The sequence below is a fragment of the Leucobacter albus genome (assembly GCF_039528015.1).
Lineage (GTDB): Bacteria > Actinomycetota > Actinomycetes > Actinomycetales > Microbacteriaceae > Leucobacter > Leucobacter albus.
Window position 1 is genome coordinate 115,351 of sequence record NZ_BAAAKZ010000003.1, and the last position, 15,902, is coordinate 131,252.

The 15,902-nt window shown below is 69.8% G+C and carries 16 protein-coding genes; 6 read left to right on the forward strand and 10 right to left on the reverse strand.

Features of this window, described 5'->3' with window-relative positions; translation table 11 throughout:
- The first annotated feature begins 2 nt into the window (after window positions 1-2).
- A complete protein-coding gene (locus ABD115_RS04215) occupies window positions 3-845 on the forward strand; it encodes a PHP domain-containing protein (protein WP_343958531.1) in 843 nt (280 codons plus the stop codon).
- 209 nt (window positions 846-1,054) lie between these two features.
- Here the strand turns inward: ABD115_RS04215 and ABD115_RS04220 are convergent, their stop codons facing one another.
- Window positions 1,055-2,662, reverse strand: coding sequence for a DEAD/DEAH box helicase (locus ABD115_RS04220; protein WP_382403218.1), 1,608 nt, complete (start codon window positions 2,660-2,662; stop codon window positions 1,055-1,057).
- 280 nt (window positions 2,663-2,942) lie between these two features.
- Between ABD115_RS04220 and ABD115_RS04225 the strand changes: the two genes are divergently transcribed.
- A complete protein-coding gene (locus ABD115_RS04225) occupies window positions 2,943-3,662 on the forward strand; it encodes a ferritin-like fold-containing protein (RefSeq protein WP_343958536.1) in 720 nt (239 codons plus the stop codon).
- Between the two features lie 15 nt (window positions 3,663-3,677).
- A complete protein-coding gene (locus ABD115_RS04230; protein ID WP_343958539.1) occupies window positions 3,678-4,853 on the forward strand; it encodes a methyltransferase domain-containing protein in 1,176 nt (391 codons plus the stop codon).
- A 39-nt stretch (window positions 4,854-4,892) separates the two neighbouring features.
- Here ABD115_RS04230 and ABD115_RS04235 read toward each other — a convergent pair whose 3' ends face one another.
- From ABD115_RS04235 to ABD115_RS04255, 5 genes are all read right to left on the reverse strand, one after another.
- Window positions 4,893-5,318, reverse strand: coding sequence for a hypothetical protein (locus ABD115_RS04235; protein ID WP_343958541.1), 426 nt, complete (start codon window positions 5,316-5,318; stop codon window positions 4,893-4,895).
- A gap of 5 nt (window positions 5,319-5,323) precedes the next feature.
- Complete coding sequence (locus ABD115_RS04240; RefSeq protein ID WP_343958543.1) at window positions 5,324-5,533, reverse strand: type II toxin-antitoxin system HicA family toxin; 210 nt, start codon at window positions 5,531-5,533, stop codon at window positions 5,324-5,326.
- 70 nt (window positions 5,534-5,603) lie between these two features.
- A complete protein-coding gene (locus ABD115_RS04245) occupies window positions 5,604-6,326 on the reverse strand; it encodes an NRDE family protein (protein ID WP_343958545.1) in 723 nt (240 codons plus the stop codon).
- A 95-nt stretch (window positions 6,327-6,421) separates the two neighbouring features.
- On the reverse strand, window positions 6,422-7,084 hold the full coding sequence (locus ABD115_RS04250; RefSeq protein ID WP_343958547.1) for a response regulator: 663 nt from the start codon (window positions 7,082-7,084) through the stop codon (window positions 6,422-6,424).
- 5 nt (window positions 7,085-7,089) lie between these two features.
- Window positions 7,090-8,448, reverse strand: coding sequence for a sensor histidine kinase (locus ABD115_RS04255; RefSeq protein WP_343958549.1), 1,359 nt, complete (start codon window positions 8,446-8,448; stop codon window positions 7,090-7,092).
- A 175-nt stretch (window positions 8,449-8,623) separates the two neighbouring features.
- Between ABD115_RS04255 and ABD115_RS04260 the strand changes: the two genes are divergently transcribed.
- Complete coding sequence (locus ABD115_RS04260) at window positions 8,624-9,934, forward strand: bifunctional phosphopantothenoylcysteine decarboxylase/phosphopantothenate synthase (protein ID WP_343958551.1); 1,311 nt, start codon at window positions 8,624-8,626, stop codon at window positions 9,932-9,934.
- Window positions 9,935-9,996: 62 nt separating this feature from the next.
- Window positions 9,997-10,473: a hypothetical protein gene (locus ABD115_RS04265; protein ID WP_343958553.1), complete on the forward strand. Its 477-nt coding sequence runs from the start codon at window positions 9,997-9,999 to the stop codon at window positions 10,471-10,473.
- A gap of 58 nt (window positions 10,474-10,531) precedes the next feature.
- Here the strand turns inward: ABD115_RS04265 and aztD are convergent, their stop codons facing one another.
- From aztD to aztB, 4 genes are read right to left on the reverse strand one after another with little or no spacing between them, the layout of a single operon-like run.
- Window positions 10,532-11,782, reverse strand: coding sequence for a zinc metallochaperone AztD (gene aztD / locus ABD115_RS04270; RefSeq protein ID WP_343958555.1), 1,251 nt, complete (start codon window positions 11,780-11,782; stop codon window positions 10,532-10,534).
- 13 nt (window positions 11,783-11,795) lie between these two features.
- The gene (locus ABD115_RS04275) at window positions 11,796-12,830 is read right to left on the reverse strand and encodes a metal ABC transporter solute-binding protein, Zn/Mn family (RefSeq protein ID WP_343958557.1); all 1,035 of its coding nucleotides are present in this window, start codon (window positions 12,828-12,830) and stop codon (window positions 11,796-11,798) included.
- Window positions 12,827-14,173, reverse strand: coding sequence for an ABC transporter (locus ABD115_RS04280; RefSeq protein ID WP_343958560.1), 1,347 nt, complete (start codon window positions 14,171-14,173; stop codon window positions 12,827-12,829). Before ABD115_RS04280 ends, ABD115_RS04275 begins: the two co-directional genes overlap by 4 nt.
- A 10-nt stretch (window positions 14,174-14,183) precedes the next feature.
- Entirely contained in the window at window positions 14,184-15,038 is an 855-nt protein-coding gene (gene aztB, locus ABD115_RS04285) for a zinc ABC transporter permease AztB (protein ID WP_343958562.1), read from the reverse strand.
- A gap of 55 nt (window positions 15,039-15,093) precedes the next feature.
- On the opposite strand from aztB, the gene ABD115_RS04290 reads away from it, so the two are divergent.
- Window positions 15,094-15,858 carry a metal ABC transporter ATP-binding protein gene (locus tag ABD115_RS04290; RefSeq protein ID WP_343958564.1) on the forward strand — a complete coding sequence of 255 codons (765 nt, stop codon included), beginning with the start codon at window positions 15,094-15,096 and terminating at the stop codon, window positions 15,856-15,858.
- Window positions 15,859-15,902: the final 44 nt, after the last annotated feature.

Consider the following 15,902-nt stretch of genomic DNA (forward strand, 5'->3'; position numbering starts at 1 on the left):
GAATGACAGGGCGCCCGGGCTACGACCTCCACACGCACTCCGTGCACTCCGACGGTACGACCAGGCCGAGCGAGATCGCGGCCGAGGCCGCGGGGCTCGGGCTCGAGGGCTTCTCGCTCACCGACCACGACACCGTCACCGGCTGGGGCGAGGCGCGCGAGGCCGCGAAGAGCCACGGCATCGACTTCGTGCCTGGCATCGAGCTCACCACGATCCACAACTGGAAATCGCGGCACCTGCTCGGCTACGGCATCGACCCGCTCGCCGGCGAACTCATGGGGGCGCTCGCGCGCGTGCGCGAGTCGCGCTTCGGGCGCGCGCGGCAGATGGTGGATCGGCTCGCGGCCGACTACGCCATTAGCTGGGACCTCGTGGTCGGGGCCTCTGAGACCATCGCTGTCGGTCGGCCGCACATCGCCGACGCGCTCGTCGCCGCCGGCTACTTCCCTGATCGCAGCGCCGCGTTCGCCGAGGTGCTGCACCCGCGCTCGCCGTATTACGTGCCGACGTATGCGCTCGACACGCTCGAGGCGATCGCGCTCGTGCGGGCGGCCGGGGGAGTGTCGGTGCTCGCGCACCCCGTCGCCGAGCGGCAGCGCACCCCGACATCGGCCGACGCCGTGCGCGAGTTTGCTGCGGCCGGGCTCACGGGCATCGAGCTCGAGCACCCCGAGAATCGCGCAGACTGGCTGCCGCCGCTGCGCGAGGCAGCGGCGGTCGCCGGCTTGCTCGTCACGGGGTCGAGCGACTACCACGGCGCAGGCAAGCCGAACCGGCTCGGCGCCCATACGACCCCTGCCGCGACGGTCGCGCTGCTGCGCGAGCGGGTCGTCACGCCGCGCTAGCCGCGGGCGGGCGACCTGCCGCCGCCGGGCCACCGCCAATATGGCAGTAGTTGTCGCCTGCCGCGAGGAATGACGACAACTACTGCCATATACGTTGGCGCGAAGGCTCGCGGCCGGGAGCCGGGAGCCGGGAGCCGGGCCCGGGAGCCGGGCTCGCGGCCGGGAGCCGGGCCCGGGAGCCGGGCTCGCGGCCGGGCGCTGGGCCGGCGCTACGCGGCCGGTGCCGACGCGGTGACCGGGGCATCGCCGGCGCGCTCTGCGCCCGATGCCTCGCCGGCGCCCGAAGCCTCGCCGCCAGCAGCCGCAGCACCAGCATTAGCGCCGGCACCACGCCCACGGCCGCCGCGGCGACGGCGCCTGCGAGGAGCCGCCTCGCCATCGGGGCCGGTCGTCGGGGCGGGTGCGCCCGGCTCGCTGCCACCGTCGGCATCGTGGCCGTGCTGCTCGTGGCCGTGAGCTTCATGCCGGCCGCGGCCCTGCGGGTTCGCGCTGCGGGTGCGGCGGCGGGTGCGCGTCGCGCCACCCTCGGCGTCGCTCGACGAGCCGCCTTCGGAGCGAGCAGCGCCCGAGCCACCCGAGCGGCCGCCCGAGGTGCGGGTGCGGCTGCGCTCACTGCGCTCACTGCGCTCACTGCGCTCGCCGCGTGGCGCGCTCTCCTTCACGGGGGTGGCCTTCAGCCGCCCCTTCGTGCCCTCGGGAATGTTCAGCTCGGTAAAGAGGTGCGGCGAAGACGAATACGTCTCCACTGGCTCCGCGATGCCGAAGTCGAGCGCCTTGTTGATGAGCGCCCACTTGTGCATGTCGTCCCAATCGACGAACGTCACCGCGATGCCGGTGCGGCCTGCGCGGCCGGTGCGGCCGACGCGGTGTAGGTAGGCCTTCTCGTCGTCGGGCACCGTGTGGTTGATGACGTGGGTGACGTCGTCGACGTCGATGCCGCGCGCGGCAACCTCGGTCGCGATGAGAATGTCTTTCTTGCCGGCCTTGAACGCCGCCATGGCCCGCTCGCGCTGATCCTGGTTGAGGTCACCGTGCACCGCAGCCGCGCTGAAGCCGCGGTCGGTGAGCTCCTCCTGCAGGCGGGCTGCAGCACGCTTGGTGCGCATGAAGATGACGGTCTTGCCGCGCCCCTCGGCCTGGAGGATGCGGCCGATGACCTCGTCTTTGTCGAGGGAGTGCGCGCGGTAGATGATGTGCTCGATGTTCGCCTGCGCTGCACCCTCGTCGGGGTCGGTCGCGCGGATGTGGATCGGGTTCGCCATGAAGCGGCGCGCGAGCGACACGATGATGCCGGGCATGGTCGCCGAGAACAGCATGGTGTGGCGGCTCGCAGGGGTCTTCGAGAACAGCTTCTCGATGTCGGCGAGGAAGCCGAGATCGAGCATTTTGTCGGCCTCATCGAGCACCATTTCGCGCACGTTTCCGAGGTCGAGGATGCGCTGGCTCGCGAGGTCGAGGAGGCGCCCGGGGGTGCCGACGACGACCTGCGCGCCGGCCTTGAGCTGCTCGATCTGGCCCTCGTAGGCCTTGCCGCCGTAGATCGGCACGACGGTGGTGCCGCGGTGCTTGGTTGCGAGCTCGAGGTCTTCGTACACCTGCACGGCGAGCTCGCGGGTGGGCACGACGACGAGCGCCTGCACGCCGGGCTCTGGGTTCTCGCCGAGGCGCTGCAAGAGCGGCAGGCCGAAACCGAAGGTCTTGCCTGTGCCGGTCTTCGCCTGGCCAATGATGTCTTGGCCGGTGATGGCGAGGGGGATGGTCTGCTCCTGAATCGGGAATGCTTCGGTGATTCCCTTTTCGGCGAGCGCATCGACCATGTCTTGGTCAATGCCGAGTTCTACGAATGTGGTCACGCTGGTCCTGTTCTGTGTTCGATTGTGCAGTGCTGCGCGTCGTACAGGGCGCAGCCTTCGCCACTCCAACGGTGGCGAAGAATAATACGTGTCCCTCCAGTCTATGGGTGCAGGCGACATCTGCGTGATTCTGACTGTGCTATTTCTATGGCACGAACGTTGGCGCCGGGGCGGTCGCGCGGGCAGAGGGGTTCTGCGAGAGGGTATTCCCGCGCGACCGCGAACCGCGGGTAAGCTAAACAACGTGTTCGAGTGGATCCGGGGACTGCGCAAGAAGCAGACGACGTCAAAGGCATCGCTGTCGCATGCCAGCGAGACGACGACCGAGCGGGTTGACCTCGCCGAGTTTGCCCCGGGAATCATGCCGTTTCTCGGCCTGACCGCCTATCTGCAGCTCGAACTCTACGAGGCAGCGACGCGGGGCGTCTCGGGCGCCGCGACGCTCGAGGCAAAAGAAACCCTCGCCCGGGTCGCTGGCGAAACCCTGTCGAAGCACCAGCGCCTGGCAGACGAGATTCGCCGCCGCGGCGAGGAGGCGCACGCCGTGATGCGCCCCTACACGAAGGTGATCAACGACTACGTCGAGCGCATCGACACCGAAGACTGGCACCAGCACGTGCTCTCGCTCTACCTCGTTGGCGGGCTCTTCGATGACTTCTTCGCGAGCCTCGCGACGGGCCTGAAAGACTCGTATCGCACCGAGGTGATTGCCGTGCTCACCGGTGGTGAGGGGCGCCAGGCGCTCAAGGGGCTGCTCGAACAGGCGCTCGAAGACGACCCGAAGCTCTCGAGCTGGCTCGCGCTCTGGGGGCGCCGCCTCGTCGGCGACACCCTGCTCGTGTCGCGCGCCGTGCTGAATCTCAGCGAGCAGCGCGAGTTTGTTGAGAGCGAGGTCGAGCCCGTGTTCACCGAGCTTATCGCCGACCACATTCGCCGCATGGACGGGCTCGGCCTCACCGCCTAGAGACCGGTGTCTCCCGTGCCCACAACCCTGCTAGCCCCGCCGAACTGCCGCTACTTCACCGCGGGGGTGTGCCAGTCGTGCACGTTCATCGAGACCCCCATCGATGAGCAGCTCGCAGCCAAGCAGGCGCGCTGCGTCGAACTCTTGCCCGAGATTCCGGCCGCCGCCTGGCTGCCGGCAGTCTCGGGCGGCGTCGCAGGCTTTCGCAACCGCGCGAAACTCGCCGTCGGGGGAGCGCGCGGCGCGGTGACCCTCGGCATTCTCGATCGCGGTGGTAGCGGCGTCGACCTCACCGACTGCCTCATTCACGAGCCCGCGATTCACGACGCCATTCCGGTGATCGCGGCGTTCGTGAACGAGCTCGGCATTCGGCCGTACTCGGTGCCGAAGCGCTCAGGCGAGCTGAAGTACGTGCACGTTACCGCGAGCCCGGCCGGCGAGCTCATGCTGCGCTTCGTGGTGCGCAGCGAACGGGGGCTCGCCGCGATCCGCCGCCACGTGCGCGAGCTTGGCGAGCTGCTGCCGCAGGCGGCCGTGATCTCGGTGAATCTGCTGCCAGAGCACAAGGCCGTGCTCGAGGGCGAGCGCGAGGAGCCGCTCGTTGGCTCGGCGCTCGCGATGGAGCTGGGCGACGGGCTCGAACCGATCACCCTGTACCTGCGCCCCCAGAGCTTCTTCCAGACGAACACGCGGGTGGCGCTCGCGCTCTACGAGCAGGCGGGCGCGTGGGTCGACCGGGTGGATCCCGCGTCACTCTGGGACCTGTACTGCGGCGTCGGCGGGTTCGCGCTGTTCACTGCCCGATCGGCAGCCGGGGCCGCGCGCGACGTGCTCGGCGTCGAGCTCAGCGAGCAGGCGATCCGTTCGGCCGAGCGCTCCGCTGGCGAGGCGGGGATCGCGGCGCGGTTCTTGGCGGGCGACGCGACCGAGTTCGCGCTCGCCGCAGCGCCCGCTGAACTGCCGGAGCTCGTCGTGGTGAACCCGCCACGGCGCGGCATCGGCGAAGACCTCGCGGGGTGGATCGAGGGCTCCGCGATCCGCCACGTCATCTACTCGAGCTGCAACCCCGAGAGCCTCGCCCGCGACCTCGCGCGCATGCCGTCGCTGCGAGTGCGCGAGGCGAGGCTGTTCGACATGTTTCCGCACACGGGTCACCTCGAAGTTGCCGTGCTGCTCGAGCGCGCGGCGTAGCGCGCCTACCGACCTCACCGCCGGCGCCTCTCCCACCGGCTACTGTCTTGTTGTTGCCTCGAGCTGCTGCACGCGCTGACGTGATAACCCGAGCACCGCAGCAGAGTCGGCCTGGCTGAGGCCACTGACAGTCCGCAGTTGACGCACGGCGTCGCGGCGGAGCGCCGCAGCTTCATCGAGGGCTGCCCGCCCGGCCGCGTCAAGGCCTTTGGCGTCGTCGAGAGCGCGCTGCACGGCGGGAGGGAGGCGGTACGACACCTCCACCGAAACACTCGACTCATCGACCTCAGCCCACAGGGCGATGACGTCACGGGCCTCCTCGGCAATGTCGGCGACCGTTCGAGCTTGGCCCATCGCCACAATGGGGTGGCCGGGTGTGTTGGGTGATGGCGAGGTGAGCGCGGGAATCTCGAAGGTCCACCACTTGCCGTCGCGGTACGCAACAACGTCGTAGTTGGTGATCATCGTGTTTACCTCCATGCTTGCGGAGCGTCAGGGAAGACGTCCGTGATTTGTTTGACGATCCCCGCGCTGATTTCTCGGTGCCGCGGAACCGACAGGTGAGGCGTCCCAGAGGGGTGCCCCCACAGTTCGTGCGCCCCCTTGCCCTGCCGCAGAAGCACCCATCCTTTCGAGCGCAAGAACCTAATCACGTCTCGGTACTTCTGCGGCCGCGGCATGGCAGCATGCTACCCCCGCTTGCCTAACGCGGCAAGCCCCTATTGCCGCCGGTGATCCGCGGCTGATTCGCTAGGCGGCGCGAAACAACGGATCGCCCCAGGTGCCCGGCGGCGTAAACGGTGCCCACTCGAGTTCCACGGAGTCGGCCGCAACGTCGGCGACGCAGGCGAGCAGCGACAGCGTCGGGTAGCCGAGCGGCCGGTTGTCGCGCACGATCGCCTCGTCGTGGGTCGGTTCGAGTTCTGCGGTGCGGGCGAGCAGCTCGAGCCAGCGCGCACGCCAGCTTTCCTGCGGCGCGCCCGCGAGCCGATGAAACTCTGGCAGCCAGCGCGCGATGCGCTCCGAGCGGTTGTCGTCGACGTCGTGGTGGGCGAGCATGTGGATGCCGGGGGAGAGCTCTTCGCGGCGCAAGCGCACGCCGTCCCAGGCCGTGACCCGAGCGCTGTGCCCGTCGACCTCGACGAGCGAAAACGGGGCCGCCGTCGGCGGGTCGGCAACGGCGTCGCCAGCGACCGACGCGAGCACGAGGCCGCCGCGCGACGTGAAGCCGCCAGCCGGTTCGGTCATCTCCGCCGCTCGGTTCACCATGACGGCGAGCCGGCCCGCCTGCGGCGCGAGCGCGAGCCAGGCACCGTTCGCGCGCCGGTCGCGCACCCCGAGCGTTCCCGGGTGTTCCTCGGGCCACCACTCGCCCGGCGGGTCCCACGGCCGGTTCGGGTCTTCGTCGCGAACCGCGAGCACGCGGGTTGGTGTTGAAGTGTCTTGGGGAACCTCGATGACGACGGTGCACATGCACCCGAGTGTAGCGGCGCGATGCTGGGCAGGGGTCGCTCGGTGCTCGGCTGCTGAGCCGTGCTCGCCTAGCCGCGCTCGCCTAGCCGCGCCGCCTAGCCGCGCTGCAACCAGGCGAGCACGGCGAGCACCCGGCGGTGCCCGCCCTGTGAATCGTCGAGCGCGAGCTTCTGGAAGATCTGTGAGATGTGCTTCTCAACTGCTCCCTGGCCGACGACGAGGGTGGCCGCGATCTCCTGGTTCGAGCGCCCCTCGGCCATCGCGGCGAGCACCTCGGTCTCGCGCGCTGTGAGCAGCGAGATCGGGTCGGATCGGCGGCTCATGAGCTCGCGCACCACGTGCGGGTCGAGCACCGTGCCGCCGCGCGACACCCGCGCGACGGCGTCTTCGAGCTCGTCGAGCGAGACCACCCGATCCTTCAGGAGGTACCCGACGCCCTCCGCGCCGCCCGCGAGCAGTTCGGCCGCATAGACGACCTCGACGTACTGGCTGAGCAGCAGCACCGCTGGCCGCTGTGCGCGCCTCCGAATCTCGATCGCCGCGCGCACGCCCTCGTCGGTGAACGTCGGGGGCATGCGCACATCGAGGATGACGAGGTCGGGTGCGGCCTCGTCGAGGCCCGCGAGAAGCAATTCCGCATCGCCGACCGCGAGCACAGTGTCGTAGCCGGCCTCATCGAAGAGGCGGATGAGCCCCTCGCGCAGCAGCACCGAGTCTTCGGCGAGGGCGACACGGAGCGGGCGATGGAGTTCTGGCACGCTGTCTAGGATACGGGTTGGCGGGGAACCGGCACCGTGGCGCTCACGATGCTCGGGCCGCCGGCCGGGCTCACGACCTGAAACGACCCGCCCATGCCGCGCACGCGCTCCCTGAGGCCCGCGATGCCGTGGCCGGGGAGCTCGACGATGCCGCCCGAGCCATGATCTTGCACGACGAGCGTCACATCGAGCGGGCCGGGCCCATCGGCGAGCGTCACGCTGATCTGCGAGGCACCCGAGTGCTTCGCCGAGTTCGCGATCAACTCGGTCGCAACGAAATACAGCCCGCGCTCGATCTCTGCCGGCAGCGGAACGGTGGCGGTGACCGCCAGCGAGATCGGGATCGGGCCGCGAGCGGCCAGCGTCCCAAGCGCGGCCCGCAGCCCGCGGTCGGCGAGGATCGGCGGCGCAAACCCGCGGGAGAGGGCGCGCAACTCGTCGAGCGTCTCCCGCGCCGTGCTCCGCGCCTCGCCGATGGCCTCGGCCGCTGCGTCAGGGTTGTCTGCGAGGCGGCGCTCCGCGGTGGCGAGATCCATCTGGAGGCGCACCAGGCGCTGCTGCGGGCCGTCGTGCAGGTCGCGTTCGAGTTGCCCAAGCGTGCGATTCTCCGCCGAGGCTTGAGCGCCGCGGGACGACTCGAGATCCGCTACCTCCCGCCGCAGCGCGTCGCTCTCGCTCTCGCCGAGCAGCACGCGCGCGAGCTGCCAGTTCGCCGCGACCAGCACACGGTAGATGGGTGGCAGAGTCACGAGGAAGACAAGGCCGAGCGCCGCGTAGAGGATCGAATCGGCCGCGATCGGCGAGATGTCGACGCCGACGCGGTCTGGCCAGATGAGCTCAGACACGCTGATGTTATCGGGGTGCTGCGGCACCACACGCACGAGCGCCCAGTACAGGAGCCCGGCGACGGCGGTCACCGCCCACAGCAGCGCGACCGACCACGTCAGCGCCGCGACCATGAAGCCGAGCAGCCCCTGGTGCAGCATCGCACGCCAGTCACTGCGCACCGACAGCGCCCGGCGCATCTCCGCCACCCACGACTCGGCGTGCGCGGGAGGGCCGGGCACGGCCGGAGCCGCGATCGGGCGGCCGTCAGCGCGCACGACCCAGTCACGCCACACCGCGCCGCGGTCTCGCGACAGTACGAGGCCGAAGCGCCAGATGACGAGCCCGACGCCGAACAGGGCGAGGCTGAGCCCCACGGAGAACAGCGAGATGACGATCGCAAGAACGACGAGCGCGACGGGAAAGCTCGCGAACAAGAAACCGGCGTATCGCGGCGTGTGTTTCCACTGTTGGACGTAGCTCATGTGTTGCGTGTACCCCTCACCGGAGAACCGGTCGGTCGGAAGCGTGTTGATCATTCTTCCACTCTTTCGAAACACACAGCATTCGCCCATCCGGTAGACCCCCGAGTGCGGGCGGGGGCGCACCTGCTCGGAGATCGGGGGAGCCGCGTTGCGCCCGAGAGCCGGCACTGTAGGTCGAGAGCCGGCACTGTATGTGTTGGAAAGCGTCGACCAGTGCGAGGATGGGGGCGTGAAGAATATTGTGCTCGGAGTGAGCGGCGGGATCGCCGCGTACAAAGCCGTCGCCCTCGCCCGCCTGCTCGTCGAGGCCGGGCACGAGGTGCACGTCGTGCCGACCGCCGATGCGCTGCGCTTCGTCGGCCAGCCCACGTGGGAAGCGATCAGCCGCAACCCCGTCACCACCTCGGTGCACGACGACGTGCCAGAGGTGCGGCACGTCGCGCTCGGTCAGAACGCCGACCTCGTGGTGGTCGCCCCGGCGACGGCGAACACCCTCGCGCGCATGACGGCGGGGCTCGCTGACGACCTGCTCGGCACGACGCTGCTTGCGACGCGTGCGCCCGTGCTCGTCGCGCCCGCAATGCACACGGAGATGTGGCAGCACCCCGCCACCCAAGACAACGTCGCGATTCTGCGCTCCAGGGGCGTCGCCGTCGTCGGCCCGGAGAGCGGGCGGCTGACGGGCAACGACAGCGGCCCGGGCCGCATGAGCGAGCCTGCCGACATCTTTGAGCGGGTGCAAGAGATGCTCGCTGATGCCCGCGCCGCTGATGTCGGTGGTGCAGCAGCTCCGGCTACCGGCGTTGTCGACACCGCCAAGCGGTCGCGCGGCGACCTTGTGGGGGTGCGCGTGCTCGTCACCGCGGGCGGCACCCGCGAGCCGATCGACCCGGTGCGCTTCCTCGGCAACCGGTCGAGCGGGCGGCAGGGCGTTGCGATCGCTGCCGCCGCGGCGGATCGGGGCGCCGAAGTGGTACTGCTCGCCGCGAATATCGACGGTGCAGTGCTCGAGGCCGTCTCGTCAGACCAGGCGGTGCGGCTCGTGACGGTCGGCACCACCGCCGAGCTCGACTCCACCGTGCACGCCGCAGCTCGCGGGGCCCGGGTCGTCATTATGGCGGCAGCGGTGGCCGACTACCGCGTCGCCGAGGTGGCCGACCAGAAAATACGCAAGGAGGATTCGCCTGGGGCGGCTCCCACGCTCACCCTGGTCGAGAACCCCGACATTCTCGTGAGCCTCGTGCGCGACAGGCAAGACGATCAGGTGATCGTCGGCTTTGCCGCCGAGACGGTCGATGACGAAGACGAGTTGCTGGAGCGCGGCAGGCGCAAGCTCGCGCGGAAGGGCGTCGACCTGCTCGCGGTGAACGCGGTGGGGTGGAGCGAGGGCTTCGAATCCGAGACCAACGAGGTGCGTGTGCTCGACGCCGAGGGCGACGTCGTCGTGGCGACTGCCGGCACGAAGCGGGCGGTAGCCGACGCGCTGCTCGACGCGGTCGTGGCCGAGCTCAATCTCCCGGAGAGCGCGCTCGGAGACTGACAAGCTCACCCGCACCCAAACACCCAGGTATTCGCACCGAACACCCCAACCGGAGGAATCGAATGACTGCACCCACGCGTGGAGCGGCGCTGCCCGTCTGGCGGCTCGCACTGCCCATTCTGTGGTTTGGCATGATCGCGGCGATCTCGTTCATCGAGGCGCCGCTGAAGTTCCAGGCTCCCGGCATCACGATTCCGCTCGGCCTTGGCATCGGTCGCCTCGTGTTCTTCGCGCTAAACATCGCCGAGGGGCTCATTCTCGCCGCGCTCATCGCCGTCACGCTGTGGCCGAGGGTTGCGCCCGCGCTGCGCGCGACGCGCGGTCAACTGACGGTGCTCGCGGCGGTGACGGTCGTGTACCTCGCAAAGGTGTTGCTGATCCGCCCGCCACTGAACGCGCGCACCGATCTCGTGCTCGCCGGCGCCGACCCCGGCCAGTCGCCGTGGCACTACATCTACATCGCGGCCGACGTGACGACGATGGTGTTGCTTGTCGTGCTCTCGGTGATGGCGGCACGGCGGCTCGCCCCGCGCCCCTGAGCGTCGGCCGCGGTTGGGTGGCCCCGCATTTCGCGGAGCCACCCAAACGCCTGCCGGGCTAGCCGAGTGCGACAGCGATCTCGTTTGGTGCGGCATCGAGCGTGACGCTTGCGATCACCTTGCCGCTCGCAAGGTCGACGGTGTGCACCGCGCGTGCCGCTGGCTCCGTCACGTAGGCGATGTCACCGTCGGCGACGATCGTCGGGTGTGCGTCTTGCCAGTTTGCGGGCCCCTCCCAGGGGGCGACGACAGCAAACTCGTCAACGATTTCCCCGGTCTTCGCATCGAGCACGTGGATCGACCCGTCGGTGGAGAGAATGTACGCGTGCCCCTCGGGGCCGCGAACCACATCGCGGTACGTGTAGCGCACCCGCTCCGGAAGTTCGTGCACGGCGAGGGTTTTCGCCGCGGTGTCGATGAGCGCGACCTGGCTCAACAGGTACCCCTCCGCGTCGGGGTCATTCTTGTAATCGCCGACGACGAGCGGGCTGTGCTCGCTCGTGTACGCGTTGCCCATGCGCCCGTACGCGTCGGGGGCGTTGAGCTTGGTAAACGCGCCGTCGCTGTAGAGCAGCGCGCCGTTCTCGCACCCGAAGACGACGGCCTCGTTTGCGGCGGTGCCCTCGCCGTGAATGCTCGGGCACTCGTCTGACTGCGCGAGGTCGTGCCAGTGGTCGTCGTGGGGCTCCAACGCGACCGCGCCGCTGCGCGCATCTGCGTTGCCCACGGTCGTGAGCAGCGTGCCGTCGGCGAGCACGATGGAGACGCCGTGGTGGGGATCTGCGGCGTCGTGGTGGCGCGGCGTCGATGAGCTTGCGTCGCCGAGAAGCCCGTCGCGATCGAGGATGGTTGTGCGCCCGGTGCCGTCATCGAAGAGCACGGTCGCGTCACCGTGGCGCACCACGTGGCCAGCCGCCGTGGCGGGGAAGGTCTGGCCTGTGAACGCGGCAGTTTCGGTATCGAGCACCTCGAACCCCTGAGAAGTGGTCACGAGCAGGTGCTTGCCGTCTCCGAATGCGTTGAGCCGTGTGAAGGCCTCGGTGTCGACGCTGCCGGCGACAGAGAGCGAGCCGCCAGCGACATCGCTGTCGAGTACGGTGATGCCGCCGGGGGTGGTCACCGCCAGCCTGGTGTTGCTCCCCGCTGCGCTCGTGCTGGCACCGGGCGCTCCGCCCGAACCGGTCTCTTCCGGGGCCGCACTCGCGCTGCACCCGGCAAGCACCGCGATGCCGAGCGCCGCAGCAGCGGCGGCGAGGAGACGTGACGGGCGCGCCGGGAGGGACCCGTGTGGTCGATTGTGGTGATGCATAGTGTTCCTTACTTCACTGGTGATGCGGATGGGGTTGGTCTGCTGGCGGCGCCAGGCCGTCAACGATTCGGGTGGTGTTCTCGGTGAGCATGTCGATGTATGTCGCGGCGCCTCCGCCAGGTGGCGTGAGTGACTCCGTGAACAGTGGCACCACGCGCACCTCGATTCCTGCCTCGGCAGCGAGCACCCGCATGAGCCGGTCGGGCGCCGACGACTCGGCAAAGATTGTCGGCACTCCCGCCTCGGTGATGGCGCGAACAAGGTCGCTCAGGTCGGCGGCGCTCGGGGCGGCGAGCGTCGTTCCTCCAGGGATGGCCGTGCCGAGGATGCGAAAGTCGTAGCGGGCGGCGAAATAGCCAAAGACGTGGTGGTTCGTGACGAGGGCCCGCCGATCCTGCGGCACCCGGTCGAGCTCGGCCGTGAGCGTGTCATCGAGCGCCGCCAGCTCCGCGAGGTAGTCGGTGCCGCGCTTCGTGATCGCCGCGCGGGCACCGGCGCTCAGCGCGGGGAGGCTGCTGACCTCAGCGGTGAGTGCGCGCACCACGGCAATCATTTGCTGCGGATCCGTCCAGAAATGTGGATCGGGCGCCGCAGTCACGCCAGATTGCTCGACGAGCGGCCGCCCGTCATCGGTGCCCGCAGCTGCAGCGGGCGTCGCGCCGTAGTCGAGCACCCTCACGTGAGCACCGGCGATGAACTGCGAGCCGCCCGCCGCGGCGACCCGGTCGAGATGTTGCTGCAGCCCCTCCTCGAGCCCGAGCCCGTTCGAGACCACGAGCGACGCCCGATCCATCGCGGCAGCCTGCTGGGCGGAGATCTCGAACGAGTGCGGGTCTGCGTTGGGCTGCATGAGCGTGGTGACCTCGGCTGCATCGCCGACGATCTGGGAGGTGACGTCCCCGAGAATGTTTGTGGTCGCGACGATGCTCACGCGCTCCGGTGTTGAAGCACCGGCGGCGCACCCCGTTGCGATCACGGCCAGCGACAGGGCCGCGAGCCCAGCGCCGAGCCTGGCACGCAGCCGGTTGGCGGCGCGGCGCGGGCTCATCGCCCGACCTCGGCGAACAGCACGGGGGAGACACCGGGGCGCAGCTCGCGCGCGACCCTCGCCGCGTCTGCGAAGTCGATCTCGGAGACGACGCCGCGCGCGGGGGAATTGACGTATGCGCGACTGTCGTCGACGGTGAGCGTGACGCGGGCGTGGGCGCGGGCGTCGGCGTCGAGGGCGCTCGGGTCGAGACCCGTCGGGTCGAGATCCGTCGAGCCGAGATCCGTCGCGCCGAGATCGCTTGGGTCGAGGAGCGGCTCAGAGAGGCCGATCTCCTCGCCGCCGCGATACACCCGAACTCGGCCGCTCGTGTCGAGTGCAACGACGTGCTCGGCGTCGTCACCCACCGCGGTGGCGTGCGTGAGCGGTGCGGCGGCCGAGATCCAGCTCCAGCTGCGCGCTCTCGCGTCGAGCACCCATACGCCCGAGCCGTCAGCGGCGACCCCGGCGAGCGTTGGGCGGCCCTTGCGGCCGGCGAGCTCGAGCGGCAACTGGTCTGGGGTCGCGGCGGCGACCGGAATCTCCGTGAATGTGACCTCTGGGAGGGCGCCCGCGCCCTCGCTCGCGCCCTCGGCGCTTGCAAGCACGGCGCCTCCGGTGCACAGAACTACCACCCCGGCTCGCGTCGCGGTTGCCCCGTGCGGGGAATCGCATGGGGCCACAGTGTCGGTCGCCGCGCCGTCTGGGGCGTAGGCACGGAGCTGCCCGCTCGCCCCGTGCTGAGTGGGCTCCGAGACGACGGCGCCGTCGCCAAGAGGGGCGATGACGCCGTCGTGTGGCGCGACCGACACTCGGAATCGCTCGCCAATCGTGCCGTCGTGGAGCTTCGCGTTGTCGAGCAGCACCGCCTCGCCCGAACCAGCGAAGAAGACTCCCGTGCCTCCCGAGGTCGACAGCGGGCCGCCGGTGACACGAGCGGGCCCGGCTCCGCGAAGCAGCCCGAGCTGAGCCGGTTCCGCGGAGTAGTAGTGGAAGTGGTCTCCGTGATCCCACGTCCAGGCGCCCCCGTCTGTCACGGTGACCCCGTCGCTTGTGACGCCGAACACGTAGCGCCCGTCGGTGATGAGGCTCTGCGGAGAGGGGAGCGGGTCGAGGGTTCGCTCGGAGCCATCGAGCAGGTTGAGCAGGCCAACTTCTCCTGAATGTGAGACGGTGAGCAGCTGGAGCTGGGGCTCCGCCGCCTCCGTCGCCCCCGAGATCGCGCCGTGCCCGGGTGCATCGGCGTGCGGTGATGCTGGTTGCGTGGGCGGCGCCGGGGCCTGCGGCGAGGCCGGCGCACACGCCACGAGGGCGAGCGGCAGCGTGACACCGCAGGCGAGGGCAATGTACAAGAGTCGTTTCATGTCGGGCTTTCTAGTGTGTGGACTGTGCGAGGGCTGGGGCAGCGCTTGGCGACGCCCGGCGCGCGGTGCGCGCGAGGTGGGAGAGTGCGGCGACGGCAATCGAGGTCGCCGCAATGGTGGATCCGGCGGCGCTCCCCGCGAGCCAGGAGATCGCGAGGCCGGTGACGACCGCGGCCGCCCCGAGGCACGCCGCGAGCACCATGCGGGCTGGGATGCCTGTGCGCCAGGGCTGCGCGGCGACGGCGGGCCCGAGTAATAGCGCGACGACGAGTAGGGTGCCGACGGCCTGGGCTGAAGCGACGACCGCGAGTGCGACGAGGCCAACGAGCGTGGCCTGGGCGCGTCTCGGGCGATAGCCGAGACTGCTCGCGACCCGTGGGTCGAATGCGAGCGCGACGAACGCGCGGTGACACGCGTACGCGATTGCGCAGGTGGCGACGGCGACGCCTGCGAGCAGCCACACGCTCGCCGCAGAGATCGCGAGCACATCGCCGAAGAGCAGCGCGGTGGCGTCAGTTGCGAAGCTGCCTGAGTGCGAGACGATGATGACCCCGGTGGCGAGCATCGCGACGAACAGCAGCCCGATGCTCGTGTCGTACGAGAGTTTGCCGCGGCGCTGCAGCGTGGAAATGAGCGCGCTCATGGTGATCGCCGACACGGCGCCGCCGACGACCGGGGGAACGCCGACGAGGGTGGCGATCGCGACGCCGGGCAGCATTCCGTGACCGATCGCCTCACCGAGAAACGCCATTCCGCGAATGACGACCCACGTGCCGACGACGCCGCAGGTGACGGCGACGAGCGCCCCGCCGAGCAGCGCTCGCACGAAGAAGGCGGAGCCGAGGGCGTCGAGAATCCAGTGCATGGACACAGACACTACAGATAATGAAAACCATTCTCAACATGCTAGGTTGTTGAGCATGGTCTCACTCTCGCCGCTGCGCGCAACCGCTCTGTACTATGCCTACGACCGCACGCCCGTGCTCAGCGATGTCAGCCTCGAGCTGCCGGCCGGGCGTGTCACGGCGATCGCCGGGCCCAATGGGGCCGGCAAATCAACCCTCATTGAGCTGCTCGCTGGGGTGCGGCTGCCCGACGAAGGGCGGGTGGAACGCGACGCCGCAGTCGCGCTCGTCGTGCAGCGACCCCTGGCGCCGGCCGAGCTGCCGCTCACCGCCGGCGCGGTGGTCGCCCTCGGGGCCGCGGCGCCGGCAGGGCGAAGCGCTCGCCGCCGGGCGGGGGATCGCGCTGGGGCCCGCTTATTCGGGCGTGCTGAGCGTGTCGGGCGAGTCGGGCTTGCTGAGCGAGTCGGGCGTGCTGAGCGTGTGACCGACGCGCTCACGCGGGTGGGCGCGTTCGACCTTGTTGACCGGCCGTTTGCCGAGCTGTCGGGTGGGCAGCGGCAGCGTGTGCTGATCGCGCAGGGGCTTGCTGTCGGTGCGGGCATCTTGCTGCTCGATGAGCCGGCGGCTGGTCTCGATGCCGATAGCCGTGCGCGCACCCGAGCCCTACTCGCGGCAGAGGCAAGCCGAGGCGTCGCTGTCGCCTGCGTTACCCATGACCCAGACGATCTTGCGGCGGCCGACAGCGTTGTTCGGCTCGCCGGCGGCCTGGCGCACGAGAAAGTCCGTGTCACTTTGCCCCAGCAAAGCCCCGTTTTCGGGTCTGAACTTGGGGGAAAGTGACACGGACTTCGAGAATTCCGCGGGGTCTGTGCGTGCGGGGACCC

What these genes read in the sequence shown, in the direction of transcription:
- ABD115_RS04220 (WP_382403218.1), bottom strand. Translation starts at nt 2,662, where the DNA reads ATGGTCGATGCGCTCGCCGAAAAGGGAATCACCGAAGCATTCCCGATT.
- aztD (WP_343958555.1), bottom strand. Translation starts at nt 11,782, where the DNA reads ATGCATCACCACAATCGACCACACGGGTCCCTCCCGGCGCGCCCGTCA.
- aztB (WP_343958562.1), bottom strand. Translation starts at nt 15,038, where the DNA reads ATGCACTGGATTCTCGACGCCCTCGGCTCCGCCTTCTTCGTGCGAGCG.
- ABD115_RS04265 (WP_343958553.1), top strand. Translation starts at nt 9,997, where the DNA reads ATGACTGCACCCACGCGTGGAGCGGCGCTGCCCGTCTGGCGGCTCGCA.
- ABD115_RS04280 (WP_343958560.1), bottom strand. Translation starts at nt 14,173, where the DNA reads ATGAAACGACTCTTGTACATTGCCCTCGCCTGCGGTGTCACGCTGCCG.
- ABD115_RS04255 (WP_343958549.1), bottom strand. Translation starts at nt 8,448, where the DNA reads ATGATCAACACGCTTCCGACCGACCGGTTCTCCGGTGAGGGGTACACG.
- ABD115_RS04275 (WP_343958557.1), bottom strand. Translation starts at nt 12,830, where the DNA reads ATGAGCCCGCGCCGCGCCGCCAACCGGCTGCGTGCCAGGCTCGGCGCT.
- ABD115_RS04240 (WP_343958543.1), bottom strand. Translation starts at nt 5,533, where the DNA reads ATGCCGCGGCCGCAGAAGTACCGAGACGTGATTAGGTTCTTGCGCTCG.
- ABD115_RS04245 (WP_343958545.1), bottom strand. Translation starts at nt 6,326, where the DNA reads ATGTGCACCGTCGTCATCGAGGTTCCCCAAGACACTTCAACACCAACC.
- ABD115_RS04215 (WP_343958531.1), top strand. Translation starts at nt 3, where the DNA reads ATGACAGGGCGCCCGGGCTACGACCTCCACACGCACTCCGTGCACTCC.
- ABD115_RS04290 (WP_343958564.1), top strand. Translation starts at nt 15,094, where the DNA reads ATGGTCTCACTCTCGCCGCTGCGCGCAACCGCTCTGTACTATGCCTAC.
- ABD115_RS04235 (WP_343958541.1), bottom strand. Translation starts at nt 5,318, where the DNA reads ATGATCACCAACTACGACGTTGTTGCGTACCGCGACGGCAAGTGGTGG.